This is a genomic window from Streptomyces sp. NPDC002537 (assembly GCF_053594975.1).
In genome coordinates this window covers 23,635-49,190 of sequence record NZ_JBSFWT010000036.1, presented here as the reverse complement: position 1 = coordinate 49,190, position 25,556 = coordinate 23,635, and the positions used below count along the sequence as shown (strand labels likewise).

Here is a 25,556-nt window from a genome sequence, read left to right as displayed (position 1 = left end):
TCGGAGCTGGAGAGTTCCCGTAGCCATTGCCGTCACATCTCCCGTTCTACACTGCCGACCCAGAACATCCCATTTCGGACACGCCGCAGGACAGACCTCCCCCTGCTCCCCCCTGGACACCTCCGGCTTCCGACCGACGGAGCCACTCTCCGCGACGGAGATACACCGGTATCGCCCCGCTCCTCCGCAAATCAGCACGGTACAGCGTACGCCGTACAGGTGTCCGACGCGCGCCCGGGTACGTGCTTGATCCATACAATGCCACGCGGGAACCGAATCAACCCTGTCAATAGGTGAGTTGATCGTTACGGATAGGTCAAGGCCCCCGCGGGACGCGTCACGGCGGGGGCCCCGGTGACTCCTCGCGCCCTAGCGGGCGGTCTCCTTCTCGTAGGCCCGGACGACTTCTTCCGTCGGCCCGTCCATCAGCAGCTGCCCGTGCTCCAGCCAGAGCACCCGGTCACAGGTGTCCCGGATGGACCGGTTGTTGTGGCTGACGAGGAAGACCGTGCCCGCGCCCTTGCGCAGTTCGCGCACACGGGCCTCGGAGCGCTTCTGGAACGACCGGTCGCCGGTGGCCAGCGCCTCGTCGATCATCAGCACGTCGTGGTCCTTGGCCGCGGCGATGGAGAACCGCAGCCGGGCCGCCATGCCGGACGAGTACGTCCGCATGGGCAGCGTGATGAAGTCGCCCTTCTCGTTGATGCCCGAGAAGTCGACGATCTCCTGGTAGCGCTCGCGGATCTGCTCCCGGCTCATGCCCATGGCCAGGCCGCCGAGCATCACGTTCTTCTCGCCCGTGAGGTCGTTCATCATGGCCGCGTTCACGCCCAGCAGCGAGGGCTGGCCGTCGGTGTAGACCTTGCCGCGCTCGGTGGGCAGCAGCCCGGCGATCGCCTTCAGGAGGGTCGACTTGCCGGAACCGTTGGAACCGATCAGGCCGATCGCCTCGCCGCGGTAGGCGGTGAAGCTCACACCCTTGACCGCGTGCACCTCACGCACGCCCGCGTTGGGCTTGCGCCGGACGAGCCGGTTGAGGGCGGCGGTGGCGCTGCCCCGGCCCGTGTTGCCGCCGTAGACGCGGTAGACGATGTGCACGTCGTCCGCGATCACCGTCGGCACCGGGGTGGTCGACATGGGCGCCTTCGCGGCGCCGTTCTGCTCAGCCACGGCCGTACTGCTCCTCAGCCTTCCAGAAGAACACGAAGCCCCCGAGGCCGATCAGCAGCGCCCAGCCGACCGCCAGCGCCCACACGTGCGGCGGCAGGTCGATGTGCTTGTGCGCGGCGTGGCCGCTGATCAGGGAGGAACGCATCAGGTTGATGAAGACGGCGGCCGGGTTGGCGCTCAGCACGTCGATGAGCCACCCCGGGGAGTGCTGCTTCTTGAGCGCCTCGACCAGGTTGTACATCACACCGGACGCGTACATCCAGGTGCGCAGGATGAACGGCAGCAGCTGCGCCAGGTCGGGGGTCTTGCTGCCCGCGCGGGCCAGGATCATCGCCAGGCCGGTGTTGAAGACGAACTGCAGCACCAGGATCGGGACGATCAGCAGCCACGAGAACCGCGGCATGTGCCCGAAGCCGAGGAGGAAGGCGAAGAGCACCACCATCGAGAACAGCAGCTGCTGGAGCTGCTGCAGCGCGAAGGAGATGGGCAGCGCCGCCCGCGGGAAGTGCAGGGCCCGCACCAGCCCCAGATTGCCGGAGATCGACCGGACGCCCGACATCGCCGAGCTCTGGGTGAAGGTGAAGACGAAGACACCCGTCACCAGGAACGGGATGTACGTCTTGATGCCCATGCCCTTGCTCTGGCCCATCAGCACGCCGAAGATCAGGAAGTACACCGTGGCGTTGAGCAGCGGCGTCGCCACCTGCCACACCTGACCCAGCTTGGCCTGGCTGTACTGGGCCGTCAGCTTGGCCCGGGAGAAGGCGATGATGAAGTGCCGTCTGTCCCACAGCTGCCGCGCGTACGCCGCCAGCCCCGGCCGGGCACCGCTCACCGCGAGGCCGTACTTCTCGGCCAGCTTCGCGGCGGTGAGCCCGTCGTCGGGTGATGGCGGGGCACTCATGGCGACCGCACTGTCGTGCGTTGTCTCGCTCACAGTTGACACTTTCGTCCTCTGGGTGCGCTCCCGGGGGCGGGGCCCCGGTCGCGCCCGATGCTCTCAGACAAGAGCTTGTCAGATCACGGGAGGGCGACCCAGTCGGGTCAGGCGCCACACGGTACGCCACTTCATGGGACGCCGCGGACCGCACGGCGTCGTCCACCCCTCCCGGAAGCCGCCGAACCACGCGCGCAGCGCGGGCAGCGAGGGCCGCCGGGCCAGCGTCAGCAGCAGCCACACCCCGGCATAGACGGGGACGAGGGGCGCGGGGAGGTTGCGACGGGCCAGCCATACCCGGTTGCGGGCGACCATGCGGTGGTAGACCGCGTGCCGGCTGGGGGCCGTCGTCGGGTGGTGCAGCACCATGTCGGCGCGGTAGTCGATCATCCAGCCCGCGTCGAGGGCCCGCCACGCGAGGTCGGTCTCCTCGTGCGCGTAGAAGAAGTCGTCGGGCAGCCCGCCGACCTCGGCGAAGACCCGGGTGCGGGCGGCGTTGGCGCCCCCGAGGAAGGTCGTCACCCGCGAGGACCGCAGGGGGTCCGAGGCGCGCAGCCGCGGCACGTGACGGCGCTGGGTGACACCGGTGTCAGGGTCGGCGATGCGGAAGCTGATGATACCGAGCCGCGGGTCGGCCGTGAACGCCTGCCGGCACAGCTCGGCGGTGTCCTGGCCGGGCAGCAGCCCGTCGTCGTCCAGGAACAGCAGCACGTCGACGTCGCGCCCGGCGGGGCCGAACGCCTCGATGCCGACGTTACGGCCGGCGGGGATGCCGACGTTCTCGGACAGCTCGACCGTCCGTACGGTCAGCCCGGGTACGGACAGCGGGGGCAGCGGGGAGCCGTTGCCGACGACGACGACCTCGACGGGGTCGCCGTCCTGCTTGGCGACGGACTCCAGCAGCGCGCGCAGTTCGGCGGGACGGTTGCCCATGGTGAGGACGACCGCGCCGACCTTCAGTGAGGGGGCACTCATTTCAGCCTGCTCGAAGCGAGGATGGACACGAGGTGCAGCACAGTCTGCAGTACCGCGATGGCGGCGAGCAGGACAACCGCGATCCGGGTGAACAGCAGATCGTGGTGGAGGAAGTCGGCGATGCCGGCCACCAGGATCACCAGCGACGCCTCGACGCCGCCGACCAGCCGGTGGAACTTCAGCGCGGCCGCCGCCCTGCGGGCCAGCGCCATGCCCGACGAGCGGGGCGTCGCCGCGGAGTCCTCCACGGCCGTCATGCCGCTGCGGGCGCGGGCGACGTCGACGAGGTCCGTCTCGGCCTTGATCAGGATCGCGCCGAGCGCGGCCACGGTACCGAGGAAGGCCCACTGCCACTGGGTGGCGGCGCCGTCCTTGTGGAAGACGTCCGCGGCGCGGATGCCGAAACCCACCAGAAGAGCGGCCTCGGAGAGGTAGTGACCCACCCGGTCGAGGTAGACGCCGGTCGTCGAGGTGACCTTGCGCCAGCGCGCGAGTTCGCCGTCCACGCAGTCCAGCAGCAGGTACAGCTGGATGAGCAGCATCCCCAGGATCGCGCCGGTGAGGCCCGGCACCAGCAGGGAGGCGCCCGCCGCGACCCCGGCGAGGATCATCAGGCCGGTGTACTGGTTGGGCGTGAGCCTGCTGTTCAGCAGCACCCGGGTGCAGCGCAGCGAGACCTCGCGCATGTACAGGCGCCCGGCCCAGTGCTCACCGCTGCGCCGGTCCTTGAGGCCGCCGGGGTGGACGACCGGACGGAGTTCAGCTAGTGACGGTTTTGGCATAGTCGGCGTAAGCGTCCCTGATCTGGTCGGTGGAGAGGGCGAGGTGCTCCAGGATCGTGTAGCGCCCGGGGCGGGTCTGCGGGGCGTACTCGACCGCCTTGACGAACTCCTCGGCGCTGAAGCCGATCTCCTGCGGCAGCACGGGCAGCCCGTGGCGGCGCAGCACCTCGACCATCAGCGCGGACTCCGTACGGGCGCCGCGCAGGTACATGGCGAAGGCGGCGCCGAGGCCGCACTGCTCGCCGTGGCTGGCGGCCCGCTTGGGGTAGAGCAGGTCGAAGGCGTGGTTGATCTCGTGGCAGGCGCCGGAGGCGGGGCGGCTGTCGCCGGCCACCGACATGGAGATGCCGGTGAGGACCAGGCCCTCGGCGAGCACCTGGAGGAAGCCGTCGTCGCCGACGCCGCCGGGGTGCCGCAGCACGGCCTCGCCGGCCTGCCGGGCCATGGCGGCGGCCAGGCCGTCGATGGCCTCGCCCGTCTCGCGGTGGGAGAGCTCCCAGTCCGCGACGGAGGAGATGTTGGAGATCGCGTCGCCGATGCCGGAGCGGACGAAGCGGGCCGGTGCCTCCCGGATCACGTCGAGGTCGATGACCACGGCGATCGGGTTGGGCACGCCGTAGGAACCGCGGCCCGCGTCGTTGTCCAGGGTGGCGACGGGCGAGCACAGGCCGTCGTGCGACAGGTTGGTCGCGACGGCCACCAGCGGCAGCCCGACCCGTGCGGCGGCGTACTTCGCACAGTCGATGATCTTGCCGCCGCCGAGGCCCACGACCGCGTCGTAGTGCCCCTTCTTCATGGCGTCGCCGAGCTTGATCGCGTCGTCCAGCGTGCCGCCGCCGACCTCGTACCAGGTGGCGCCGGGCAGCGCCGGGGCGAGCCGCTCGCGCAGCACCGCCCCGGAGCCGCCGCTGATGGCGATGGCCAGCTTGCCGGAGCTGGAGATCCGCTGGTCGGCGAGGACGCCGGCCAGGTCGTCCAGCGCTCCGGCGCGGATGTCGACGACGACCGGCGAGGGGATGAGCCTCGTCAGTACTGGCACGCGATCCCCCGGCCCTTGGCGAGGTCGTCGTGGTTGTCGATCTCGACCCACTTGACGTCGCCGATGGGCGCCACGTCGACCTTGAAGCCGCGGTTGACGAGCTCCTGGTAGCCGTCCTCGTAGTAGAGGTCGGGGTCGCGCTCGAAGGTGACCTTGAGGGCGTCCGCCAGCTCCTCGGCGGCCTCGCCCTCGATCAGGGTGACACCGATGTACTCACCGGTGGCCTCGGCCGGGTCCATCAGCTTGGTGATGCGCTGGACGCCCTTGTCGGGGTCCACGACGACCTTCATCTCCTCGTCGGCGAGCTGCTTCACCGTGTCGAGGGCGAGGATGATCTTCTGGCCGTTGCCGCGGGCGGCGAGCAGGGTCTTCTCGACGGAGACCGGGTGCACGGTGTCGCCGTTGGCGAGGATCACGTCGTGCTTGAGGGCGTCACGGCCGCACCACAGGGAGTAGGCGTTGTTCCACTCCTCGGCCTTGTCGTTGTCGATCAGGGTGAGCTTGAGGCCGTACTTGGCCTCCAGCGCCTCCTTGCGCGCGTACACGGCCTCCTTGCGGTAACCGACGATGATCGCGACCTCGGTCAGGCCGATCTCGGCGAAGTTGCCCAGGGTGAGGTCGAGGATGGTGGTGTCACCGTCGACCGGCACCAGAGCCTTGGGCAGAGTGTCGGTGTAGGGACGCAGACGCCGTCCGGCGCCGGCGGCCAGCACGAGGCCGATCATGCGGGTTCTCCTGATTCGTCGTGTACTGCGGGCGCCCCGGAGGACACCCAGAAGCGGATGCTCTCGACGAGCACCGTGAGTGCGATGGCGGTCGCGAGGACCGTCAGCGCGATCGTGAAACCTCGGCCGTGCCACAGGGCGGCGGCGATGGAGACCGCCAGGATCCGTCCCTCGTGCCCGCCGATCGCCCGCACCAGCCAGTGGGGGGGCGCACCGGTGCCGCCGCGGATGCGGTACACCGTGTCGTAGTGATGGTAGGCGACCGCGGCCACCAGGCCGAAAGCCGCGGGCAGGGCGCCGGGCGCTCCGGAGGTCGCGGCGAGGCTGAGGACGAGCCCGTATTCGGCGGCCCGGAACACGGGCGGCACGAGCCAGTCGAGGGGGCCCTTGAGCGGGTGCGCGACGGCCACCCCGGCCAGGATGCCGTAGACGACGGCCTGGGGCAGGGCCCGCCAGGTGCCGACGGTGCCCGCGGTGAGCGGCCAGACGAACAGCGCGGCGGCCCCGAGGACCGCCCAGTAGGGGGCGCTGTAGCGGCCCGCGGCCATGGTGCGCCCGAGGGTGCGGCTCGCGAGTTCCGCGAGCGGCCCGGAGTCTGCCAGGTCGGCGAGCGCGCGGGCGGCCCGGTCGGTCCGCTTCGCCTTGCGGGTGAGCGAGCGCAGTACGCGGCCCGCGGTCGTGTAGCAGGCGGCGAAGCCGCAGCCGACGAGCAGCGCGTAGAAGACGACGCGGGGCGTGGTGAGGGCGGTGAGGACCGCGATCATCGCCCAGCGCTCGCCGATGGGCAGCACGATCATGCGGCGGACCCAGACCGTCCAGCCGACGCTGTCGAGCCGGTCGGAGAGGGCGGCGGTGGGGCTGGTGTTGGCCGCGGCGTCGTGGTTGGCCTCGTTGAAGGAGAAGTCGACGACGTGGCGGCAGGTCTGGAGGACCATCGCGCCGAGGGCGAGCGCCCAGACGTCGTCGGTGCCGCCGCCGCGGGCCGCGCCGACGGCGAGCCCCGCGTAGTAGGCGTACTCCTTGGCGCGGTCGAAGGTCGCGTCGAGCCAGGCGCCGAGCGTGGAGTACTGCAGGGAGTAGCGGGCCAGCTGGCCGTCCGTGCAGTCCAGGACGAAGGAGAAGAGGAGCAGCACGCCCGCGGCGACGAAGCCGGGGCGGGTGCCGGTGGCCGCGCAGCCCGCCGCGATCAGGGCGGTGAGCAGCGAGGCGGTGGTGACCTGGTTGGGGGTGAGGCCGCGGCGGGCGCACCAGCGCGCGAGGTAGCGGGAGTACGGGCTGATGCAGAAGGTGGTGAAGAAGCCGTCGCGGGACTTCACGGCGGAGCGCAGCCGTACGGCCTCGTCGTCGACGGCCCGGACGTCGGCCTCGGCCTTGGCCCTGATGTCGGCGTCGGCGGGCACGGTGGCGACGAGGACGCCGAGGTCGGGGCGGTGGAGCGGGACGCCGTCGGCTTCCAGCCGGTGGGCGAGGGCGTCGGGCAGGCCGGCCTCGGGGCCGCCTTCCGGCAGGGCCTGCCCGACCGCGCGCGTCAGGGCACCGCGTGCCTCGGGCCGCGCGGTCAGCGCGCCCTCCACGGCGGCCGCGGGGAAGCGGGGGTCGGTCAGGGCCAGGCGCAGGGCGTGGACGTGGCCCACGAAACGCGCGTCGACGAGCGCGACGCGCTCGTCCGCGGGGACGGCGGCGAGCTCGGTGGCGGCGGCGGTGGCGTCAGTGGCCACGCGTACGCCGAAGCCGAGGGACCGCAGGTCGGCCTCGAGGGAGGAGCCTGCGGGCGGCGAACCGGTGACGATGGCGGTCGACAGACGAACTCACTCCTTGGAAGCGGATGCGGCCGCCTCGGGTCCGCGGGGCGTCCGGGCAGCGGGCGTGGCACGCGCCGGCCGGGTGCGGCGGGCGGCGTGCGGGCACGTCGGCAGAGGCTATCGGATCACCGGAAGGTGTCGTTCACCGCACGTGCACCGGTGCTTCCCACCACTGACAGGACGCGCGGACCGCGCGCGGGGTTCCCAGGGGGCGCGGAGCGGGGGCGGACCGAAGTGAACGAACGGGACCCTTATGCGTGGCTGGATTAGGGTGCCGTCATGACTTGGCTGATCACAGGTGGGGCCGGATACATCGGGGCGCACGTGGCGCGGGCGATGGTGGACGCCGGGGAGCGGGTGGCCGTGCTGGACGACCTGTCCACCGGCGCCGCCGAGCGGCTGCCCGCGGAGTGCGTGCTGGTGCGCGGGTCGGTCCTGGACCGTGAGCTGCTCGACCGGACGCTCTCCGGGCTCGGGGTCACGGGTGTGGTGCACCTGGCGGCGAAGAAGCAGGTCGGGGAGTCGGTGGAGAAGCCGCTGCTCTACTACCGGGAGAATGTGCACGGCCTGACGGTCCTGCTGGAGGCCGTGGTCGCGGCGGGCGTCCGGAGCTTCGTGTTCTCCTCCTCCGCGGCCGTCTACGGCATGCCGGACGTGGATCTCGTCACGGAGGCGACGCCGTGCCTGCCGATGAATCCGTACGGGGAGACCAAGCTGGCGGGCGAGTGGCTGGTGCGCGCCACCGGGGCCGCGCACGGGATCTCCACCGCGTGCCTGCGCTATTTCAACGTGGCGGGCGCGGCCGTGCCGGAGCTGGCCGACACCGGGGTCTACAACATCATTCCGATGATGTTCGACCGGCTCACGCGGGGCGAGAGCCCGCGCATCTTCGGTGACGACTACGACACCCCCGACGGCACCTGTGTCCGTGACTACATCCACATCGAGGATCTGGCGACCGCGCACCTGGCGGCGGCCCAGCGGCTCGACGGGCGGCCGGACACGGGCGACCTCACGCTGAACGTCGGCACCGGCCGGGGCGTGTCGGTGCGGGAGATGGCGGACCTGATCGCCGAGATCACCGGGCACCACGAGCCGGCCGCCCTCGTCGAGCCGCGCCGTCCGGGCGACCCGGCGCGCGTCGTGGCGTCGAACGAGCTGATCGCGAAGGAGCTGGGCTGGAGCCCGGTGCACGACGTGCGGAGCATGGTCACCTCGGCGTGGGAGGGCTGGTGCCACCACCACCCGGGGGCACGTCGCCACTGACCGGTGTGAACCTCACCGGAAAGCATCGCCGCGGCGGTGCTTTTCGGCGGCCGCTTCCGGCGCTTTTCGGCCTGATGCCGGTGGAGCGCGGGCGGACCGGCGCGGCCGCCGTGTGTGGACGATCACATCGGGGTCGCCGGTGCCGTCCGCGCACGGGCCCGGCGGGACGCGCCGCGCCGCTGCCGGCCGGGCCCGGAAATGCCCTCCGACCTGCGGAGCCGATCCGGCGGGCGGTTCGGTGGCGGGCGCTGGGCCTTGCGGCTGGCGCCGGGCGGCCATGCGGAGCACGTGGCAGGACTCCATCGTTGACGCCACGGCGGGGTACGGCAGACTTGAGGGTTCGAAGACCGACAACGAGGATGGTCAATGCCGATCACATCTGCCAAGGGCCCGTCCGCCGACGACTCGGCGGTCCCCACCTCCGACGGCGCAGCTGAACCGATCATGCTGGAACTGGTCGACGAGTCCGGCAGAACCATCGGCACCGCGGAGAAGCTCTCCGCCCATGTCGCCCCGGGCCGGCTGCACCGCGCGTTCTCGGTCTTCCTCTTCGACGACGAGGGGCGGCTGCTGCTCCAGCGCCGCGCGCTGGGGAAGTACCACTCCCCCGGCGTCTGGTCGAACACCTGCTGCGGGCACCCGTACCCGGACGAGCCGCCGTTCGTCGCCGCGGCCCGCCGTACGGGCGAGGAGCTGGGCGTGGCGCCCGCGCTGCTGCGCGAGGCCGGGACGGTGCGCTACAACCACCCCGATCCCGCGTCCGGCCTGGTCGAGCAGGAGTACAACCACCTGTTCGTCGGGACCGTGACGGCCGGGCTGCACCCGGACCCGGAGGAGGTCGAGGAGACGGCCTTCGTGACCCCGGCGGAGCTCGACGCGATGCGGGAGAAGTTCACGTTCTCGGCGTGGTTCATGGACGTCCTGGACACCGCGCGCCCCGCGGTGCGCGAGGTCACCGGGGGCGCAGGGGGCTGGTGACGGGCGCGCCGATCGGGAGGGCGGCCCAGACCACCTTGCCGCCGCCCGCGGTGTGCTCGACGTCGCAGAGGCCGCCCGCCTCGTCCGAGATGGTCTTGACCAGCAGCAGCCCCCGGCCGCCGATGCGGTCGTCGTCCGCCTCCAGGGGCTTGGGCCGGTAGGGGTGGTCGTCCTCGACGGCCACCCGTACCCAGTGCGGTCCGATGGAGACCTCCACGGCCACCTCGGGCGAGAGCAGCGCCGCGTGCTGCACGGCGTTGGTGACCAGCTCCGAGACGATCAGCAGCAGGCCGTGCAGGAGGTCGTCCCGCAGCGGCACCCGCTGGTGGCCGAGGAGGTCGCGGACGGCGTGTCTGGCCCGGGGTACGGAGGAGTCCAGCGCGGGAGCCGTGAACCGCCAGGCGCCGTCGAACTCGATCGGCCTGCGGGGCGGAGCCTGTCCCGGTTCCGGCGGGACGCTCCCGAGGATTTCCATGTCCGATACCAACCCCTCACCCTGGTCGACCGCACCATCGAGTGTTGGGAACTTAAGGGTCCGCACCGGCGTTCTGAGCAGAAGTCGACGTCTATCGACGGGATTTGATCGCGCGCGTATGCCACGGTCACTCACGCGACTGTTCCTGGCCGCCCTTCCCGCTGTCCGCTGAACGATCCGGAGCAACTTCTTCCGAGACCAGGGTGACGACGCGCCGTCCGCCGACGCCGAGGGCGATCAGGCCGAGCCCGTCGAAGAGCAGGGCGAGGGAAAAGAAGGTGCCGATGACGTAGCGGCTGCTGTGCGGCCAGTCGCCCAGCACCAGGATGCCCAGCAGCAGCCCGAAGGCGCCCTGGAGGAGCGTCCAGCCGAACTGCGGCCCCCGCACCACCAGGCTGCCCACCAGCCGGAAGACACCGCCGGTGAGGAAGAGCAGCGCCGCGAACATGGTCAGCCCCACCGCGGCCACTTCAGGCCGCCGGATCACCACCACGCCGGCGGCGATGTTCAGCGCGGCGACCACCACGCCGAGCCAGAAGAAGTTGCTGTCCCGCGACTGCACGGCGTGCGCCAGGCCGACGACACCGCCGATCAGCAGCAGCCAGCCGAAGAGCAGCATCGTGGTGAGGGTCGCGAAGCCCGCGTAGGCCAGCCCGACCAGTCCGGCGAGGACCAGGATGCCGCCCAGCAGCGCCAGCACCCCGAAGCGGCGGCTGAGCACGTCGCCCGCCGTCCGCGCCCGTCTCGTGCCCCTGGACATGAGCGCCTCCTCGTAGCGCCCCCTGCTTCCGATGCTAGGCCGGATCATGGAATCGCGCCCCGGATAGCATCCGGCCATGGAGCCCGCACTGCATCTCGACATCGCCGACGGCACCGCGACCGTCCGCATCGCCAACCCCGCCAAGCGGAACGCCATGACGAACGGCATGTGGCGGGCCCTGCCCGGACTGCTGGAGCGCTGTGCCGCCGATCCGGCCGTGCGCGTCCTGGTGCTCACCGGGGAGGGCGACACCTTCTGCGCGGGCGCCGACATCTCCTCGCTGACCGACGGCGGCGAGGGCTCGCGCGATCTGGCCGTCGCCGCCGAGGAGGCGCTCGCCGCCTTCCCCAAGCCGACGGTCGCGGCCGTCCGCGGCTACTGCGTGGGCGGCGGCTGCCAGCTCGCGGCCGCCTGCGACCTGCGCTTCGCCGCGGAGAGCGCCTCGTTCGGAGTGACCCCGGCGCGGCTGGGCATCGTCTACGCGGCGTCGTCCACCCGGCGGCTGGTCGACCTGGTCGGACCGGCCACCGCCAAGTACCTGTTGTTCTCCGCCGAGTTGATCGACACCGAACGGGCGCTGCGCACGGGCCTGGTGGACGAGGTGTGGCCCGCGGACGCGCTGGACAAGCGGGTCGCGGAGTTCGCCCGGGTGCTGGCCTCCCGCTCGCAGCTCACCCAGGCGGCGGCGAAGGAGTTCGCGGCCGGGCGCACGGACCGGGTGGCGCACTGGGGCGAGCAGGCACGGGGCAGCGGTGACACGGCGGAGGGCGTGGCCGCCTTCCTGGAGCGGCGGGCCCCGAGCTTCGAGTGGTCGGTCGGCAGCGCTCCCTGACGGCGACTGACGGCGACTCCGGCAGTCGCTCCGACAGGCGACTCCGGTGGGCGACTCCGGTGGGCGACTCCGACGGGCGGGGGAGGGCCGGACCCCCGTCCCGGTCCTCCCCCGCCTGGTCGGCGCCCGTCCGGCGGCTCTCAGCCGAAGAGCTCGCCGGACGCGGTCTCCACTCCCCGCGCGCGCCACTCGGCGACGAGGTCCGCCGGGGCCTTCTCCGGGGAACCCGCGTCGTACGGCGGCTGCGGGTCGTACTCGATGAGCAACTGGACCGACTGCGCCACCCGGTCCCCCGCGATCCGCCCCACGAGCGTGAGGCCCATGTCGATACCGGAGGAGACCCCGGCGGCGGTCACGTACTTGCCGTCGGTGACGACGCGCTCCCCCGTGGACTCGACGCCGTACGAGGCCAGTTGCTCCAGGTGCAGCCAGTGCGAGGTGGCGCGGCGGCCCGTCAGGAGCCCCGATTCGGCGAGGATCAGGGAGCCGGTGCACACGGATGTCGTCCACGTCGTGGTCCGGTCGACGGCCCGCAGCCACTCGGGCACGGCGCCGGACTCCACCGCGGTGAGGGCGGCGGGGCCGCCGGGCACCACGACGATGTCGGGGGCGGTGACCTCGTCGAGCGAGGCGTCGGCGAGCAGCGCGAGCCTGCCGTTGTCGTTGCGCACCGGACCCGGCCGCTCGGCGACGAACACGGCGTCCGCGCCGGGCAGGTTGCCGAGCGTCTCGAACGGTCCGATGGCGTCGAGGGCGGTGAAGCCGGGGTAGAGGAGCAGGGCGATCTGCATGGACGTCCTTTCGGGCGGTGACGGGCCCTCAGGCCGGGGTCAGGGGCTGGAAGCGGCGCCGGTATTCGGCGGGCGAGGCGCCCAGGGACCGCACGAAGGCGCGGCGCATGGCCTCCGGCGTGCCGTAGCCGCAGGCGCGTGCGATCTTGTCGACGCTGTCGTCGGTGTCCTCCAGCAGGCGGCGCGCGGCCTCCAGGCGGACCCGGTCGACGTAGCGGCCGGGGGTCATGCCGACCTCGCTGTGGAAGGCGCGGGCGAAGTGCCGGGGCGACAGGCCCGAGCGGGCGGCGAGCGCGTCGACGGAGAGGTCGGCGTCGGGATGCTCGACGACCCAGTGCTGGATGTCGCGCAGCGGCGCCCGCCGGGCGGTCTGGGCCGCCAACTGGGCGCTGAACTGGGTCTGGTTGCCGGGGCGGCGCAGGAAGACGACGAGGTTGCGGGCGGCGGCGAGCGCCTGCTCCCGCCCCAGGTCCTCCTCGATGAGGGCGAGCGCGAGGTCGATGCCCGCGGTGACGCCCGCCGAGGTGGCGATGTTCCCGTCGCGTACGTAGATGGGGTCGGGCTCCACCGTGACGGCGGGGAACCGCTGGGCGAGGGCGGAGCAGAGTGCCCAGTGGGTCGTCGCGCGGCGGCCGTCGAGCAGCCCGGCCGCGGCGAGCAGGAACGCGCCGGTGCACACGGACACCACGCGCTCGGCACGCGGGGCGTTCTCGCGCAGCCAGTCGACCAGCCCCGGGTCGGGGGCACGGGTGCCGTCGCCGCCGGGGACGATCAGGGTGTGCGGGACACCCGCCTCGTCGAGCGAGCTGTCGGGCGTGAGCCGCAGGCCGCTGCTGGTGCGGACGGGCCCGCCGTCGAGGGTGGCGGTGCGCACCCGGTACGCCCCCGTGTCACCGATGCTGGAGCCGCCGCCGGTGAACACTTCGAGGGGGCCGGTCACATCGAGACTCAGCACCTCCTCGAAGAGGACGATCAACACATTCCGGCGGGGCGTCATGACAACCATGTTGATCGACTCCACTTGCGTCCGCAATGACGAGCTTCCCACCTTTCCTGCCACCGGCTCCGCCCTTCCGGCCGTACCGACCAGTCGGTAATCTGCGGGACATGACCACTGCCGAGCGTCTTCCCGAGCGCGCCGCGCGCCGTTGTTACATCGCCCTCAACACGCTCCACGCCGCCCTGTATTTCACCCCGGAGATCCGCGAGGAGCTGGCGGCGCTGGGCGTCGACAACCCACGGGCCGTCAACTTCGCGGCGCGGACCGCCGCGTTCGGGCGGACGGGCGCCGGGCTGGTGACGGCGACGTTCTACAACTACAGGCACGAGACCGTCGCGGAGCACGTCCCCGGCATCTGGGACGTCACCTCGCCCGAGGAGGTGCTCGCGGCCCGGCGGCGCGCCTGCGACACCGCGCTGCGCCGCCTCCTCGGCGACGACACCGTCGCCTCGCCCGGGATGGCGGAGGCCGCCCGGCTCGCGCTGCGCGCCACCGAGGCGTGCTCCCGTGGCGGCCGCCCGCTGTACGCGGCCCACGCCGACCTGCCGGTGCCGGAGGCTCCGCACGTCGCGCTCTGGCACGCCGCGACGCTGCTGCGCGAACACCGGGGCGACGGCCATGTGATGGCCCTCGTCCGGGCCGGGCTCGACCCGGTGGAGGCGCTCGTCAGCCACAGCGCGAGCGGCCGCGGCATGAGCCGGAAGTGGATCCGCGCCACACGCGGCTGGACCGAGGAGGAGCTGGACGCGGGCCTGGAGCGGCTGCGGAAGCGCGGACTGCTCGACGCCGACGGCCACTTGACGGAGGCGGGCACCGCCCTGCGCGCGGAGCTGGAGGAGGAGACGGACCGCCTGGACGCGGCCCCGTACGAGCACCTGGGGGCGGCGGGCGTCGCGCGCCTCACCGAGCTGGCGGGGGGCTTCGCCTCGGCGGTGACGGCGGCGGGCGCCTTCCCGGCGGACCTCATCGGCGCGGCCTGAGCCGACGGGCCGCGGGGCGCGCGCACGGCGTTGTCGGTGGCACCTGCCACAATGCAGGTCACAGCTCGAAGAGAAAGCGGAGCGTGATCGTGACGGCAGCGGGTGCGTCGACCGAGGACAGGATCGCAGGCAGGATCGCCGAGGAGCTCGGCGTGCGGGAACGGCAGGTCAAGGCCGCCGTCGGCTTGCTCGACGGCGGTTCGACCGTGCCGTTCATCGCCCGCTACCGCAAGGAAGCGACCGAGATGCTCGACGACGCGCAGCTGCGCGCCCTCGAGGAGCGGCTGCGCTATCTGCGGGAGCTGGAGGACCGCCGCACGGCGGTCCTGGAATCCGTGCGCGCCCAGGGCAAGCTGGACGGGGCGCTGGAGGCGCGGATCCTCGCGGCCGATTCCAAGGCCCGGCTGGAGGACATCTATCTGCCCTTCAAGCCCAAGCGGCGCACCAAGGCGCAGATCGCCCGGGAGGCGGGCCTGGAGCCGCTGGCGGACGGGCTGCTCGCCGGCCCCGGGGCCGAGCCGCTCGCCGCGGCCGCGGCCTTCGTCTCCGCCGACCGCGGCGTCGCGGACGCGGCCGCCGCGCTGGAGGGCGCCCGCGCCATCCTGACCGAGCGCTTCGGCGAGGACGCGGACCTGATCGGCGAGCTGCGCGAGCGCATGTGGACGCGCGGGCGGGTCGCGGCGAAGGTGCGGGAGGGCAAGGAGGAGGCCGGCGCGAAGTTCGCCGACTACTTCGACTTCGCCGAGCCCTTCACCCAGCTGCCTTCGCACCGGGTGCTGGCCATGCTGCGCGGTGAGAAGGAGGAGGTCCTCGACCTCACGCTGGAGCCGGAGGAGCCGTCCGCCGCCGAGGGCCCGACCGCGTACGAGCAGGCCATCGCCCGGCGGTTCGGGATCGCCCAGCGGGGCCGCCCCGCGGACAAGTGGCTGGCCGACACCGTGCGCTGGGCCTGGCGCACCCGCGTCCTCGTCCACCTCGGCATCGACCTGCGGCTGCGGCTGCGGCAGGCCGCCGAGGACGAGGCCGTCCGGGTCTTCGCCGCCAACCTCCGCGACCTGCTGCTCGCCGCCCCGGCGGGCACGCGCGCCACGATGGGCCTCGACCCCGGCTTCCGCACGGGCGTGAAGGTCGCCGTCGTGGACGCGACCGGCAAGGTCGCCGCGACGGACACCGTCTACCCCCACGTGCCGCAGCAGAAGTGGGACGCGTCGCTCGCCACCCTGGCGCGGCTCGCCCGCGAGCACGGCGTCGAGCTGGTCGCGATCGGCAACGGCACCGCCTCCCGCGAGACCGACAAGCTCGCCACGGACCTGATCTCCCGCCACCCCGAGCTGGGCCTGACCAAGGTGATGGTGTCGGAGGCGGGCGCCTCGGTGTACTCGGCGTCCGCGTTCGCCTCGCAGGAGCTGCCGGAGCTCGATGTGTCCCTCCGGGGCGCGGTCTCCATCGCCCGGCGCCTCCAGGACCCGCTCGCCGAGCTGGTCAAGATCGACCCCAAGTCCATCGGCGTCGGCCAGTACCAGCACGACCTGTCCGAGGTGAAGCTGTCCCGCTCCCTCGACGCGGTCGTGGAGGACTGTGTGAACGGCGTCGGCGTCGACGTGAACACCGCGTCCGTGCCCCTGCTCGCCCGGGTCTCCGGGATCAGCGCGGGCCTCGCGGAGAACATCGTCGCCCACCGCGACACCAACGGCCCCTTCCCGTCCCGGAAGAAGCTCAAGGACGTGGCCCGGCTCGGGCCCAAGGCGTTCGAGCAGTGCGCGGGCTTCCTCCGGATCCGCGGCGGGGACGAGCCGTTGGACCAGTCCGGCGTCCACCCCGAGGCGTACCCCCTGGCCCAGGCGATCGCCAAGGCGACGGCCGGCAGGACCGGCAAGGTCGCGGCTGTCATGGGCGAGCGGGAGGTGCTGCGCTCGCTGCGCCCCGAGGACTTCGTCACCGACTCCTTCGGCCTGCCGACCGTCACCGACGTCCTGCGCGAGCTGGAGAACCCGGGGCGCGACCCGCGGCCCGAGTTCCGGACGGCGACCTTCAAGGACGGCGTCGAGAAGATCGCCGACCTGACGCCGGGGATGCTCCTGGAGGGCGTCGTCACCAATGTGGCCGCCTTCGGCGCCTTCGTCGACATCGGTGTGCACCAGGACGGTCTGGTGCATGTGTCGGCGATGTCGAAGAACTTCGTCAAGGACCCGCGGGACGTCGTGAAGCCCGGTGACATCGTGCGGGTGAAGGTCATGGATGTGGACATCCCGCGGAAGCGGATCTCGCTGACGCTGCGGCTTGATGACGAGGCGTCGGCTTCTTCGGGGCGGGCCGCCCCGAAGGCCGAGCGCGCGCCGCGCGGTGACCGTCCCGGTCGGGGGGCGGTGGCGCCGCGGCCTCGACGGGACAGTGACGGTGGGAACGGCGGGGGCGGGGCGATGGCCGACGCGCTGCGGCGCGCGGGCCTGTTGGACCCCAAGCGCCGCTGAATTCATACCTCATCCGGTTGTGCCCACCGACCCGCACCCGAAACAGGGTCCGGGGCTCTGCCCCGGCAGGAGAACCACCCTTGCCCCACATACCCACCGAGCTCACCGCCGACTGCGCCGACTGTTTCGGGCTGTGCTGCACCGTGCCCGCGTTCGCCGCCTCGTCGGACTTCGCCGTCGACAAGCCGGCCAGGACGCCCTGCGGCAATCTGCGGGCCGACTTCCGCTGCGGCATACACACCGAATTGCGGCAGCGCGGCTTTCGCGGCTGTACGGTCTACGACTGCTTCGGGGCCGGGCAGAAGGTCTCGCAGGTGACCTTCGGGGGGCGGGACTGGCGGCGGGAGCCGGACGGGGCGGGGCTCATGTTCGACGTGTTCCCGGTCATGCGGGACCTGCACGAGCTGCTGCGGTACCTGACCGAGGCGCGGGCCCTGCGGGCGGCGCGCCCGGTGCACGCCGAGCTGACCCGGGCGCTGGAGGAGACCGAGGCCCTCACCCGGCAGGACCCCGAGGCCCTGGCGGCGGTGGACGTGGGCGCGGTCCGGCAGGCCGTCAACCCCCTGCTGCTGCGCGCCAGTGAGCTCGCGCGCGCCGGGCTGCGCGGCGGGAAGAAGGAGCGCAGGGGCGCCGATCTCATCGGGGCCCGGCTCAGGGGCGCCGACCTGCGGGGCGCCAATCTGCGCGGGGCGCTGCTGATAGGCGCCGACCTGCGGGGCGCCGACCTGCGCACGGCCGACCTCATCGGCGCCGATCTGCGCGGAGCGGATCTGCGGGGCGCGGATCTCACCGACGCCCTCTTCCTCGTCCAGTCCCAGCTCGACGCCGCGAAGGGCGACGGCGGCACCGTGGTGCCGCCGTCGCTGACCCGCCCGGCGCACTGGTAGCCGCCGGGCGGGTGCCGGGCCTCCGTCACACGGAGGCGTTCCGCTCCGGGAAGTCCGGCAGCGTCCGCTCGAACAGCCAGGGGTGGATCAGGCCGGCCAGCGGCCGCCCGGCCGTCCGTTCCGCGTGGGCGACGAACGCGTCGGTGTCCGCGCTGCCGCCGCGGTGCGCGTCGTGCCAGGTGCGCAGCACCGTGAAGAAGCGCTCGTCGCCCAGCGCGAGCCGCAGGGCGTGCAGGGTGCACGCGCCGCGCACGTAGATCCGGTCGTCGAAGATGCGGCTGCGCCCGGGGTCGCCGATGCGCAGGTTCTGCCGGCGGCGGGACAGCTCGCGGTGCGCCTGGACGGCGAGGGTGTGGGCGTCGTCCTCGTCGATGTGCTCGGACCACAGCCACTCCGCGTAGGTGGCGAACCCCTCGTTGAGCCAGATGTGCTGCCAGTCGGCGAGGCTGACGCTGTTCCCGTACCACTGGTGGGCGATCTCGTGGGCCACGAGCGTCTCCGAGCCGCGCCGCCCGTCCATGTGGTTGCTGCCGAAGACGGACAGCGTCTGGTTCTCGACGGGCGCCGCGAGCTCGGCATCGACGACGACCGCGCCGTACGACTCGAAGGGGTACGGGCCGAAGAGCTCCGTGAAGGCGCGCAGCATCTCCGGCTGGCGGGCCAGGTCGTGCCGGGCCTGCTCGGCGAGGTGGGCGGGGTAGGCGTTGTGCAGGGGGACGGGCGAGCCGCTGCTCTCCGTGTCGTGCGTCTCGTGGGCGAACCTGCCGGTGTAGACGGCCGCGAGGTAGGAGGCCATGGGCCCGGGGTGATGGTAGGTCCAGCTCACCGATCCGTCGTCGAGGTCCCGGCGTTCGCGCAACGTGCCGTTGGCGAGCGCGTGGTGTCCTTCGGGGACCCGGACCGTGACGGTGTAGGCGGCCTTGTCGTCGGGCCGGTCGTTGCACGGGAACCACGAGGGTGCCCCGAGTGGCTGGGAGGCGACGAGGGTGCCGTCGTGGCCGTCGCCGGTGCGGTCCCAGCCGATCGCGCCGAACGGCGTCCGCACGGGCGCGGGGTTGCCGCCGTAGCGGATGTCGGCGGTGAAGGACTGGCCCTCGGCGAGCGGCCGTTCGGTGGTGAGCACGGTCTTGCCGTCGCGCTGCCGCACGGCGACCGGCGTGCCGTCGATCTCCGCGGAGTGCACGGTGAGCCGCGCCAGGTCGAGTTCGACCCGGCGCGTGCTCCGGTTGGCGACCGCCCGGATGCGGGCGTGCCCGTCGAGCCAGGCCGTGTCGGGCTCGTAGGCGAGCCGCAGGTCGTAGGCGAGGGTGCGGTGGCCGTACGAGCCGTGGCGCGGGAAGTAGCGGACCGCGCCGTCGTCCGTACGGTCCGCCCGGTCGCCGCCGCTGCTGGCCGCGGCCGCGGTCAGCGGGAGGGCCGCCGCGGCCGTGAGCAGGGCGCGGCGGCTGCACGGGAAACGCTCCCGGAAGGTCATGCGGACCCGCTCCTCACGCCACACGCTCCCCGGCGATCGGGTTGCCCGCCCAGCGGGTCCCGGCGGGCACGGACTCGCCGCGCATCACCAGGGACGAGGGCGCGATGGCGGCGTGGGCGCCGATGGTGGTGCCGGGCAGGACGATGCCGTGCGGGCCCAGCGAGGCGCCCTCGGCGAGGTGGACGGTGTCCATCCGCATGATCCGGTCGTGGAAGAGGTGCGTCTGGAGGACGCAGCCGCGGTTGACGCTGACGCCGTCGCCGAGGGTGATCAGGTCGGTCTCGGGGAGCCAGTGGGTGTCGCACCACACGCCGCGGCCGATCCGGGCGCCGAGGCTGCGCAGCCACCAGTTGAGGACCGGGGTGCCGGTGAAGGGGCCCGCCATCCAGGGCACGGCGAGGGACTCGACGAAGGTGTCGTACAGCTCGTTGCGCCAGACGAAGGAGCTCCACAGCGGGGCCTCCCCCGCCTTGAAGCGGCCCATCAGCAGCCACTTGGCCGCTGTGGCGGTGAGCCCGGCGGCGGCGGCCGCGGCCAGCAGCAGCGGGGCGCCGACGGCGGCGGCGAGCCCCGGCCCGCCGGTGTCGAGCGCGTCCTGCTCGCCCAGCATGACCAGTTCGGCGAACGCGAAGCCGATGATCAGCGGCAGGACGCGGCACGCCTCGACGGCCATCCGGGCGAGGACGAGGCGGCGCGGCGGCTCGAACGTCCGGCCCGCTTCGGCGACGGTCGCGACGCGGGGCAGCGGCATCGCGGGCCGGCCCAGCCAGGATCCGCCCGGCTCGCCGTGCTCGGGGGTGTCGGAGAGGACGCCGACCAGACCGTGGTCGGGGACGGCGCGGCCGGGGCCCACGATGCCGGAGTTGCCGACGAAGGCGCGCCGGCCGATGTGCGCGGTGCCCAGGCGCATCCGGCCGCCGCGCAGTTCGTAGGGGGCGACCAGGGTGTCGTCGGCGAGGAACGCGCCGTCCTCGACGGTGAGCAGCGAAGGCAGCGGCAGCACCGTGGAGATCTCGGCGCGCTTGCCGACCCGGGCGCCGAGGAGGCGCATCCAGACGGGGGTGGCCAGGCCCGCGTAGAGCGGGAAGAGGCTGGACCGGGTCGAGTCGAGCAGCCGGGTCACCATCCAGGCGCGCCAGGCGACGCCGCCGGTGGCGGGGTGGTCGCCGGGCTTGATGCCGCGCCCGAGGAGCCGGACCACGGCGGCGACGAGCAGGGCCCAGCACAGGGTGGTGGCGATGGTGAGGACGGGTGCCGCGGCGAGCAGCAGCAGCGACACGGAGAGCAGTGTGGAGCAGCCCTTGACCAGGTAGTAGGTGCCGACGAGCGCGGGCAGCGCGGCGACGGTGGGCAGCAGCGGCAGGGCCGCGAGGCTCAGCGCGTAGGCGAGCCGGGTGCGGCGGGACATCCGCGGCACGGGCGGGTTGGGCCGGTTGCGGCGGGTGCCGCGGCCGGCGCCGGGCCTGAACGGGCCCTTGGCGCGGCCGGCGTACGGCTCGGGCCGTCCGGCCTGCTGCGGGCGGACGCGCGCGGCGCGGCGGTTCTTGAGGGACGCCCGGGAGGCGGCACGGCCCGGACGGTCGGCCCCGTGGTGGGTGGGCGCGTCCGTCACGCAGTCCGTCGCGCGGCCGACGGCGGCCCCGTCCGTGACGAGCGCGGTCGCCGGCACGGCGTCGCGGGCGACCCGCCCGACGGACACGGTGTCCGCGGGGCGCGGCACCGCCGCCTCTTCCGTGCGGCCGGGCGCGGTGGCGCGGTGGGCCGGGGTGCCCGTCCCGCGGGCGGCCGCGCGGCGCGGCCGCGCCGGGGAGCCCTCCCAGGTCTCGCCCGCGGGGATGTGGCCGTCCAGGCAGGCGCCGGAGGTGAGTTCGGCGTTGGCGCCCAGGGAGGCGCCGGGCATCAGCATGCTGCGGTGGGCGACCCGGGCGCCCGCGCCGATCTTCACGGCGCCGACGCGCAGGAGTCCGCCGTCCAGCCACCAGCCGGAGATGTCGGCCTCGGGCTCGACGGCGCTGCCGTCGCCGAACTCGGCGAGGCCGGTCACCGGCGGCATGGCGTGCAGGGCCACGCCCCGGCCCGCCGTGCAGCCCAGGGCGCGGGCGTACCAGGCCGCCCAGGGGGTGCCGAGGAGGGCGGGCACGCCGAAGGCGGCGACGGTGCGTTCGGCGGCCCACAGGCGCAGGTGGACGCGGCCGCCGCGGGGGTAGGCGCCCGGGGTGATGCCGCGGGTCAGCGTGCGGGCGGCCACGGCGCCGACGGCGAACCGGGCCGGCGCGCTGAAGAGCACCACCCAGCCGACGAGCACCAGCCACCAGGAGGTGTGCGGTGCCCAGGCCTCGGGGGCCAGCAGTCCGAGCACGTTGTCGGCGGCGGCGAGGCCGACGAGGCCGCGCAGCCCGGCGACGCCGAACAGGGCGCACTGCACGAGGATCTGGGCCGCGCCGGTGCGCCGTCGCACCGGGCGTACGGTGCGCACCTCGTGCGGGGCGGACGCGGCCGCCGCGGGGGCGAGGGAGTCGATGTGCACGGCCATGTCGCGCAGGACGGGGTGCCGGTAGAGGCCGGCGACGGAGACGCCGGGGTGGTGCTCGCGCAGGGCGGAGGCCATGCGGGCGGCGGTGAGGCTGGTGCCGCCGAGGGAGACGAAGTCGGAGTCGGCGGTGGGCCGGGTGCCGAGGAGCTGCTCCCACAGGAGGGCCAACTGGGCGGCCGTGCCGTGGAGTTCCTCGCCCTCGTCGTCGCGCTGCGGCAGCGGCCAGGGCAGGGCGTCGCGGTCGACCTTGCCGGAGGTGCGGGTGGGCAGCTCGTCGACCTCGGCGAGGACGGGGACGAGGGCGGCGGGCAGCCGTTCGGCCAGCAGCGCTCTCGCCTTGTGCCGGTCGTAGCCGCCGTCCGGCAGTACGTAGCCGACGAGGAGCTTGCCGCCGGCCGGGGTGGTGCGCACGGCCGCGGCGGCGCCGTGCACGCCGGGCAGGGCGCTCAACGCGGCGTCGATCTCGCCGAGTTCGAGGCGGCGTCCGCCGATCTTGATCTGGTCGTCGGCGCGGCCCGCGAAGACCAGGCCCTCGGGGTCGGCGCGGACGAGGTCGCCGGTGCGGTAGGCGCGGTCGGTGTCCAGGGCCGCGGAGGGCCGGTAGCGGTCGGCGTCCTTGACCGGGTCGAGGTAGCGGGCGATGCCCGCGCCGGCGATGACGAGCTCGCCCTCGGCGCCGTACGGGACGAGCTCCCCGGCCTCGTCGACGACGGCCAGTTCCCAGCCGTTGAGGGGCAGTCCGATGCGGACGGGGCGGCCGGGCAGCATCCGGGCGGCGCAGGCGACGACGGTGGCCTCGGTGGGCCCGTAGGTGTTCCACATCTCGCGGCCGGGCACGGCGAAGCGGTCGACGAGGGAGGCGGGGCACGCCTCGCCGCCGACGATCAGCAGCCGTACGCGGTCCAGGCACTCCGGGGGCCACAGCGCCGCGAGGGTGGGCACGGTGGACACCACGGTGATGCCGCGCTCGAGCAGCCAGGGGCCGAGTTCATGGCCCGCGCGGACCAGGGCGCGGGGGGCGGGCACGAGGCAGGCGCCGTAGCGCCAGGCCAGCCACATCTCCTCGCAGGAGGCGTCGAAGGCCACGGACAGTCCGGCCAGCACACGGTCGCCGGGGCCGAGCGGGCGGTCCTGGAGGAAGAGCTCCGACTCGGCGTCGACGAAGGCGGCGGCGCTGCGGTGGGTGACGGCGACGCCCTTGGGGGCGCCGGTGGAGCCGGAGGTGAAGATGATCCAGGCGTCGTCCTCCGGGAGCGGCTCCCGCCGCCGCGCCCGCAGGGGTTCGACGGGCCCGGCGGTGAGCAGGCCGTCGGCGCCGAGGACGGCGCAGACGCCCGCCTCGCCGAAGACGGTGGTGGCGCGTTCCTCGGGGTCGTCGGCGTCGACCGGCACATATGCCGCGCCGCAGGCCAGCGTGGCGAGGACGGCCAGGTAGAGCTCCGCCGTGCCCGAGGGGATGCGGATGCCGACGCGGTCGCCGGGGCCGATGCCGGTCCGGCGCAGCCGGTCGGCGCGGACGGCGATCTCGTCTCTCAGGGCGCGGTAGGTGAGGGCCTCGGTGCCGGTGTCGAGGGCGAGGGCCTCGGGATGTGCGGCGATCGTGGTGTCGAGTACGTCGAGCAGGGTGCGCGGCCGCGGTGCCGGGGCACTGCGGTAGCGCGCCTGCCCCACAGGTGGGTCCTGTGTGCCGGACTGTGGGCCGGAAAGGGACGGGGACATCGGTACGCCTCTATTCGCCTTGAATCGACGACGGTGGAACGGACGTCCTCGGGTGGACGTCCGCCACCACAGACGCCGACCTCCCGGTGCGGGTTCGCATCCCGAAGCCAACATTCCGCAAATCGAACACCTGCTGGAGCATCCCCATCAGCAGTTCAAATCCGCCACCGGGCGGGGCGAAGGCACCACGGAACGCGGCGCGCCGCCCGGCACGCCATGGTGGTTGCTTGGTCAAATATTGACCACTGTGTGGGTTTGTTTTCGGTCAGGTCTTCACCCGTACGAGCAAGGCGCCCGCCGACGGCGTCAACGCTCGGTGAGCCGTCCCCCTTCGACCTCGATCCGGCGGGTGGTGTGCACGGCGTCGAGCATCCGGCGGTCGTGGGTGACCAGCAGCAGCGTCCCGTCGTAGGACGCGAGGGCGGATTCCAGCTGTTCGATGGCGGGCAGGTCGAGGTGGTTGGTGGGCTCGTCCAGGACGAGCAGGTTCACCCCGCGGGCCTGGAGGAGCGCGAGCGCGGCGCGGGTCCGCTCGCCCGGGGAGAGGGTCGCGGCGGGGCGCAGCACGTGGTCGGCCTTCAGCCCGAACTTGGCGAGCAGCGTCCGGACGTCGGCGGGCTCCAGCTCGGGCACGGCCGCCTCGAAGGCGGCCAGCAGCGCCTCGGCCCCGAAGAAGAGGGCGCGCGCCTGGTCGACCTCGCCGACGACGACGCCGGGGCCGAGCGCGGCGGCGCCCGCGTCGAGCGGCAGCCTGCCGAGGAGGGCGGCGAGGAGGGTGGACTTGCCGGAGCCGTTGGCGCCGGTGATCGCGACCCGGTCGGCCCAGTCGATCTGGAGGTCGGCGGGGCCGAAGGTGAAGGAGCCGCGGCGGACCTCGGCGCCGCGCAGGGTGGCCACGACCGCGCCGGAGCGGGGCGCGGCGGCGATCTCCATGCGCAGCTCCCACTCCTTGCGGGGCTCCTCGACCACGTCGAGGCGCTCGATGAGCCGCTCGGTCTGGCGGGCCTTGGCGGCCTGCTTCTCGGTGGACTCGGTGCGGAACTTGCGGCCGATCTTGTCGTTGTCGGTGGCCTTGCGGCGGGCGTTCTTGACGCCCTTCTCCATCCAGTTCCGCTGGGTGCGGGCGCGGGCCTCCAGGCCGGCGCGGGTGTCGGCGTACTCCTCGTAGGCCTCGCGGGCGTGCCTGCGGGCGGTCTCGCGCTCCTCCAGGTAGGCCGTGTAGCCGCCGCCGTAGAGGGAGATCTGCTGCTGGGCGAGGTCGAGTTCGAGGACCTTGTCGACGGTGCGGGCGAGGAACTCGCGGTCGTGGCTGACGAGGACGGTACCCGCGCGCAGCCCGGTGACGAAGGACTCCAGGCGGGCCAGGCCGTCCAGGTCGAGGTCGTTGGTGGGCTCGTCGAGGAGGAAGACGTCGTAGCGGCTGAGCAGCAGCGAGGCGAGGCCCGCGCGGGCGGCCTGGCCGCCGGAGAGCGCGGTCATGGGCCGGTCGAGGCCGACGGTGAGGCCGAGGGAGGCGGTGACCTCCTCGGCGCGCTCCTCCAGGTCGGCGCCGCCGAGGTCGAGCCAGCGGTCGAGGCCGACGGCGTAGTCGTCGTCGGCGCCCGGGGCGCCGTCGACGAGCGCCTGGGTGGCGGTGTCGAGCGCGGTCTGGGCGGCGGCCACGCCGGTGCGGCGGGCGAGGAAGGCCCGCACGGTCTCGCCGGGGCGGCGGTCGGGCTCCTGCGGCAGGTGGCCGACGGTCGCGGTGGGCGGGCTGAGCCGGACGGCGCCCTCTTCGGGGGTGGCCAGGCCCGCGAGGAGCTTCAGCAGGGTCGACTTGCCCGCGCCGTTGGCGCCGACCAGGCCGATGACGTCGCCGGGCGCGACGACGAGGTCGAGCCCGGAGAAGAGGGTGCGGTCGCCATGTCCGGCGGCGAGGTCCTTGGCGACGAGGGTGGCGCTCATGATGAACCGACTTTAA

The 25,556-nt window shown here is 73.3% G+C and carries 20 protein-coding genes; 6 read left to right on the top strand and 14 right to left on the bottom strand.

Features of this window, described 5'->3' with window-relative positions:
* Positions 1-369 precede the first annotated feature (369 nt).
* From ACWD4A_RS18200 to ACWD4A_RS18170, 7 genes are all read right to left on the bottom strand, one after another.
* On the bottom strand, positions 370-1,137 hold the full coding sequence (locus tag ACWD4A_RS18200; protein ID WP_451195001.1) for an ABC transporter ATP-binding protein: 768 nt from the start codon (positions 1,135-1,137) through the stop codon (positions 370-372).
* Positions 1,138-1,162: 25 nt separating this feature from the next.
* A complete protein-coding gene (locus ACWD4A_RS18195) occupies positions 1,163-2,107 on the bottom strand; it encodes an ABC transporter permease (RefSeq protein WP_451194956.1) in 945 nt (314 codons plus the stop codon).
* A gap of 78 nt (positions 2,108-2,185) precedes the next feature.
* Entirely contained in the window at positions 2,186-3,082 is an 897-nt protein-coding gene (locus ACWD4A_RS18190; RefSeq protein ID WP_451194954.1) for a glycosyltransferase family 2 protein, read from the bottom strand.
* Positions 3,079-3,864, bottom strand: a complete 786-nt coding sequence (locus tag ACWD4A_RS18185) for a CDP-alcohol phosphatidyltransferase family protein (protein WP_451194952.1) — start codon at positions 3,862-3,864, stop codon at positions 3,079-3,081. The genes ACWD4A_RS18190 and ACWD4A_RS18185 overlap by 4 nt, the downstream gene beginning before the upstream one ends.
* The gene (locus ACWD4A_RS18180) at positions 3,842-4,903 is read right to left on the bottom strand and encodes an iron-containing alcohol dehydrogenase family protein (protein WP_451194950.1); all 1,062 of its coding nucleotides are present in this window, start codon (positions 4,901-4,903) and stop codon (positions 3,842-3,844) included. The genes ACWD4A_RS18185 and ACWD4A_RS18180 overlap by 23 nt, the downstream gene beginning before the upstream one ends.
* Positions 4,891-5,628 carry a phosphocholine cytidylyltransferase family protein gene (locus ACWD4A_RS18175; RefSeq protein ID WP_451194948.1) on the bottom strand — a complete coding sequence of 246 codons (738 nt, stop codon included), beginning with the start codon at positions 5,626-5,628 and terminating at the stop codon, positions 4,891-4,893. The genes ACWD4A_RS18180 and ACWD4A_RS18175 overlap by 13 nt, the downstream gene beginning before the upstream one ends.
* On the bottom strand, positions 5,625-7,430 hold the full coding sequence (locus tag ACWD4A_RS18170; RefSeq protein WP_451194999.1) for a DUF5941 domain-containing protein: 1,806 nt from the start codon (positions 7,428-7,430) through the stop codon (positions 5,625-5,627). The genes ACWD4A_RS18175 and ACWD4A_RS18170 overlap by 4 nt, the downstream gene beginning before the upstream one ends.
* A 279-nt stretch (positions 7,431-7,709) precedes the next feature.
* Here ACWD4A_RS18170 and galE point away from each other — a divergent pair, with 279 nt between their 5' ends.
* Together galE and idi are read left to right on the top strand one after the other, a co-directional pair.
* On the top strand, positions 7,710-8,696 hold the full coding sequence (galE, locus tag ACWD4A_RS18165) for a UDP-glucose 4-epimerase GalE (RefSeq protein WP_451194946.1): 987 nt from the start codon (positions 7,710-7,712) through the stop codon (positions 8,694-8,696).
* Positions 8,697-9,062: 366 nt separating this feature from the next.
* Positions 9,063-9,674: an isopentenyl-diphosphate Delta-isomerase gene (gene idi, locus ACWD4A_RS18160; protein ID WP_451194944.1), complete on the top strand. Its 612-nt coding sequence runs from the start codon at positions 9,063-9,065 to the stop codon at positions 9,672-9,674.
* Here the strand turns inward: idi and ACWD4A_RS18155 are convergent.
* Entirely contained in the window at positions 9,649-10,149 is a 501-nt protein-coding gene (locus ACWD4A_RS18155) for an ATP-binding protein (RefSeq protein WP_451194942.1), read from the bottom strand. The two genes, idi and ACWD4A_RS18155, sit on opposite strands and share 26 nt — an antisense overlap.
* Positions 10,150-10,276: 127 nt before the next feature.
* On the bottom strand, positions 10,277-10,909 hold the full coding sequence (locus ACWD4A_RS18150) for an HdeD family acid-resistance protein (RefSeq protein ID WP_451194940.1): 633 nt from the start codon (positions 10,907-10,909) through the stop codon (positions 10,277-10,279).
* Between the two features lie 76 nt (positions 10,910-10,985).
* Between ACWD4A_RS18150 and ACWD4A_RS18145 the strand changes: the two genes are divergently transcribed.
* Positions 10,986-11,741, top strand: a complete 756-nt coding sequence (locus ACWD4A_RS18145; protein ID WP_451194938.1) for an enoyl-CoA hydratase/isomerase family protein — start codon at positions 10,986-10,988, stop codon at positions 11,739-11,741.
* A gap of 140 nt (positions 11,742-11,881) precedes the next feature.
* Here the strand turns inward: ACWD4A_RS18145 and ACWD4A_RS18140 are convergent, their stop codons facing one another.
* Both ACWD4A_RS18140 and ACWD4A_RS18135 read right to left on the bottom strand, forming a co-directional pair.
* On the bottom strand, positions 11,882-12,532 hold the full coding sequence (locus ACWD4A_RS18140; RefSeq protein ID WP_451194936.1) for a DJ-1/PfpI family protein: 651 nt from the start codon (positions 12,530-12,532) through the stop codon (positions 11,882-11,884).
* Positions 12,533-12,560: 28 nt separating this feature from the next.
* Positions 12,561-13,529 carry a GlxA family transcriptional regulator gene (locus ACWD4A_RS18135; RefSeq protein ID WP_451194934.1) on the bottom strand — a complete coding sequence of 323 codons (969 nt, stop codon included), beginning with the start codon at positions 13,527-13,529 and terminating at the stop codon, positions 12,561-12,563.
* Positions 13,530-13,639: 110 nt separating this feature from the next.
* Here ACWD4A_RS18135 and ACWD4A_RS18130 point away from each other — a divergent pair, with 110 nt between their 5' ends.
* From ACWD4A_RS18130 to ACWD4A_RS18120, 3 genes are all read left to right on the top strand, one after another.
* Positions 13,640-14,512, top strand: coding sequence for an SCO6745 family protein (locus ACWD4A_RS18130; RefSeq protein WP_451194932.1), 873 nt, complete (start codon positions 13,640-13,642; stop codon positions 14,510-14,512).
* 89 nt (positions 14,513-14,601) lie between these two features.
* Complete coding sequence (locus ACWD4A_RS18125) at positions 14,602-16,983, top strand: Tex family protein (RefSeq protein WP_451194997.1); 2,382 nt, start codon at positions 14,602-14,604, stop codon at positions 16,981-16,983.
* Positions 16,984-17,063: 80 nt separating this feature from the next.
* The gene (locus ACWD4A_RS18120) at positions 17,064-17,870 is read left to right on the top strand and encodes a pentapeptide repeat-containing protein (RefSeq protein ID WP_451194930.1); all 807 of its coding nucleotides are present in this window, start codon (positions 17,064-17,066) and stop codon (positions 17,868-17,870) included.
* Between the two features lie 25 nt (positions 17,871-17,895).
* On the opposite strand, the gene ACWD4A_RS18115 is transcribed toward ACWD4A_RS18120, so the two are convergent.
* From ACWD4A_RS18115 to ACWD4A_RS18105, 3 genes are all read right to left on the bottom strand, one after another.
* Entirely contained in the window at positions 17,896-19,344 is a 1,449-nt protein-coding gene (locus tag ACWD4A_RS18115) for a M1 family metallopeptidase (protein WP_451194928.1), read from the bottom strand.
* A 13-nt stretch (positions 19,345-19,357) separates the two neighbouring features.
* Positions 19,358-23,548, bottom strand: a complete 4,191-nt coding sequence (locus ACWD4A_RS18110; protein ID WP_451194926.1) for a Pls/PosA family non-ribosomal peptide synthetase — start codon at positions 23,546-23,548, stop codon at positions 19,358-19,360.
* Positions 23,549-23,902: 354 nt separating this feature from the next.
* Positions 23,903-25,540 carry an ABC-F family ATP-binding cassette domain-containing protein gene (locus ACWD4A_RS18105; RefSeq protein WP_451194924.1) on the bottom strand — a complete coding sequence of 546 codons (1,638 nt, stop codon included), beginning with the start codon at positions 25,538-25,540 and terminating at the stop codon, positions 23,903-23,905.
* Positions 25,541-25,556 lie beyond the last annotated feature (16 nt).

What these genes read in the sequence shown, in the direction of transcription:
- ACWD4A_RS18150 (WP_451194940.1), bottom strand. Translation starts at nt 10,909, where the DNA reads ATGTCCAGGGGCACGAGACGGGCGCGGACGGCGGGCGACGTGCTCAGC.
- ACWD4A_RS18105 (WP_451194924.1), bottom strand. Translation starts at nt 25,540, where the DNA reads ATGAGCGCCACCCTCGTCGCCAAGGACCTCGCCGCCGGACATGGCGAC.
- galE (WP_451194946.1), top strand. Translation starts at nt 7,710, where the DNA reads ATGACTTGGCTGATCACAGGTGGGGCCGGATACATCGGGGCGCACGTG.
- ACWD4A_RS18130 (WP_451194932.1), top strand. Translation starts at nt 13,640, where the DNA reads ATGACCACTGCCGAGCGTCTTCCCGAGCGCGCCGCGCGCCGTTGTTAC.
- ACWD4A_RS18140 (WP_451194936.1), bottom strand. Translation starts at nt 12,532, where the DNA reads ATGCAGATCGCCCTGCTCCTCTACCCCGGCTTCACCGCCCTCGACGCC.
- ACWD4A_RS18190 (WP_451194954.1), bottom strand. Translation starts at nt 3,082, where the DNA reads ATGAGTGCCCCCTCACTGAAGGTCGGCGCGGTCGTCCTCACCATGGGC.
- ACWD4A_RS18115 (WP_451194928.1), bottom strand. Translation starts at nt 19,344, where the DNA reads ATGACCTTCCGGGAGCGTTTCCCGTGCAGCCGCCGCGCCCTGCTCACG.
- ACWD4A_RS18185 (WP_451194952.1), bottom strand. Translation starts at nt 3,864, where the DNA reads ATGCCAAAACCGTCACTAGCTGAACTCCGTCCGGTCGTCCACCCCGGC.
- ACWD4A_RS18200 (WP_451195001.1), bottom strand. Translation starts at nt 1,137, where the DNA reads ATGTCGACCACCCCGGTGCCGACGGTGATCGCGGACGACGTGCACATC.
- ACWD4A_RS18145 (WP_451194938.1), top strand. Translation starts at nt 10,986, where the DNA reads ATGGAGCCCGCACTGCATCTCGACATCGCCGACGGCACCGCGACCGTC.
- ACWD4A_RS18155 (WP_451194942.1), bottom strand. Translation starts at nt 10,149, where the DNA reads ATGGAAATCCTCGGGAGCGTCCCGCCGGAACCGGGACAGGCTCCGCCC.
- ACWD4A_RS18135 (WP_451194934.1), bottom strand. Translation starts at nt 13,529, where the DNA reads ATGACGCCCCGCCGGAATGTGTTGATCGTCCTCTTCGAGGAGGTGCTG.
- ACWD4A_RS18175 (WP_451194948.1), bottom strand. Translation starts at nt 5,628, where the DNA reads ATGATCGGCCTCGTGCTGGCCGCCGGCGCCGGACGGCGTCTGCGTCCC.
- idi (WP_451194944.1), top strand. Translation starts at nt 9,063, where the DNA reads ATGCCGATCACATCTGCCAAGGGCCCGTCCGCCGACGACTCGGCGGTC.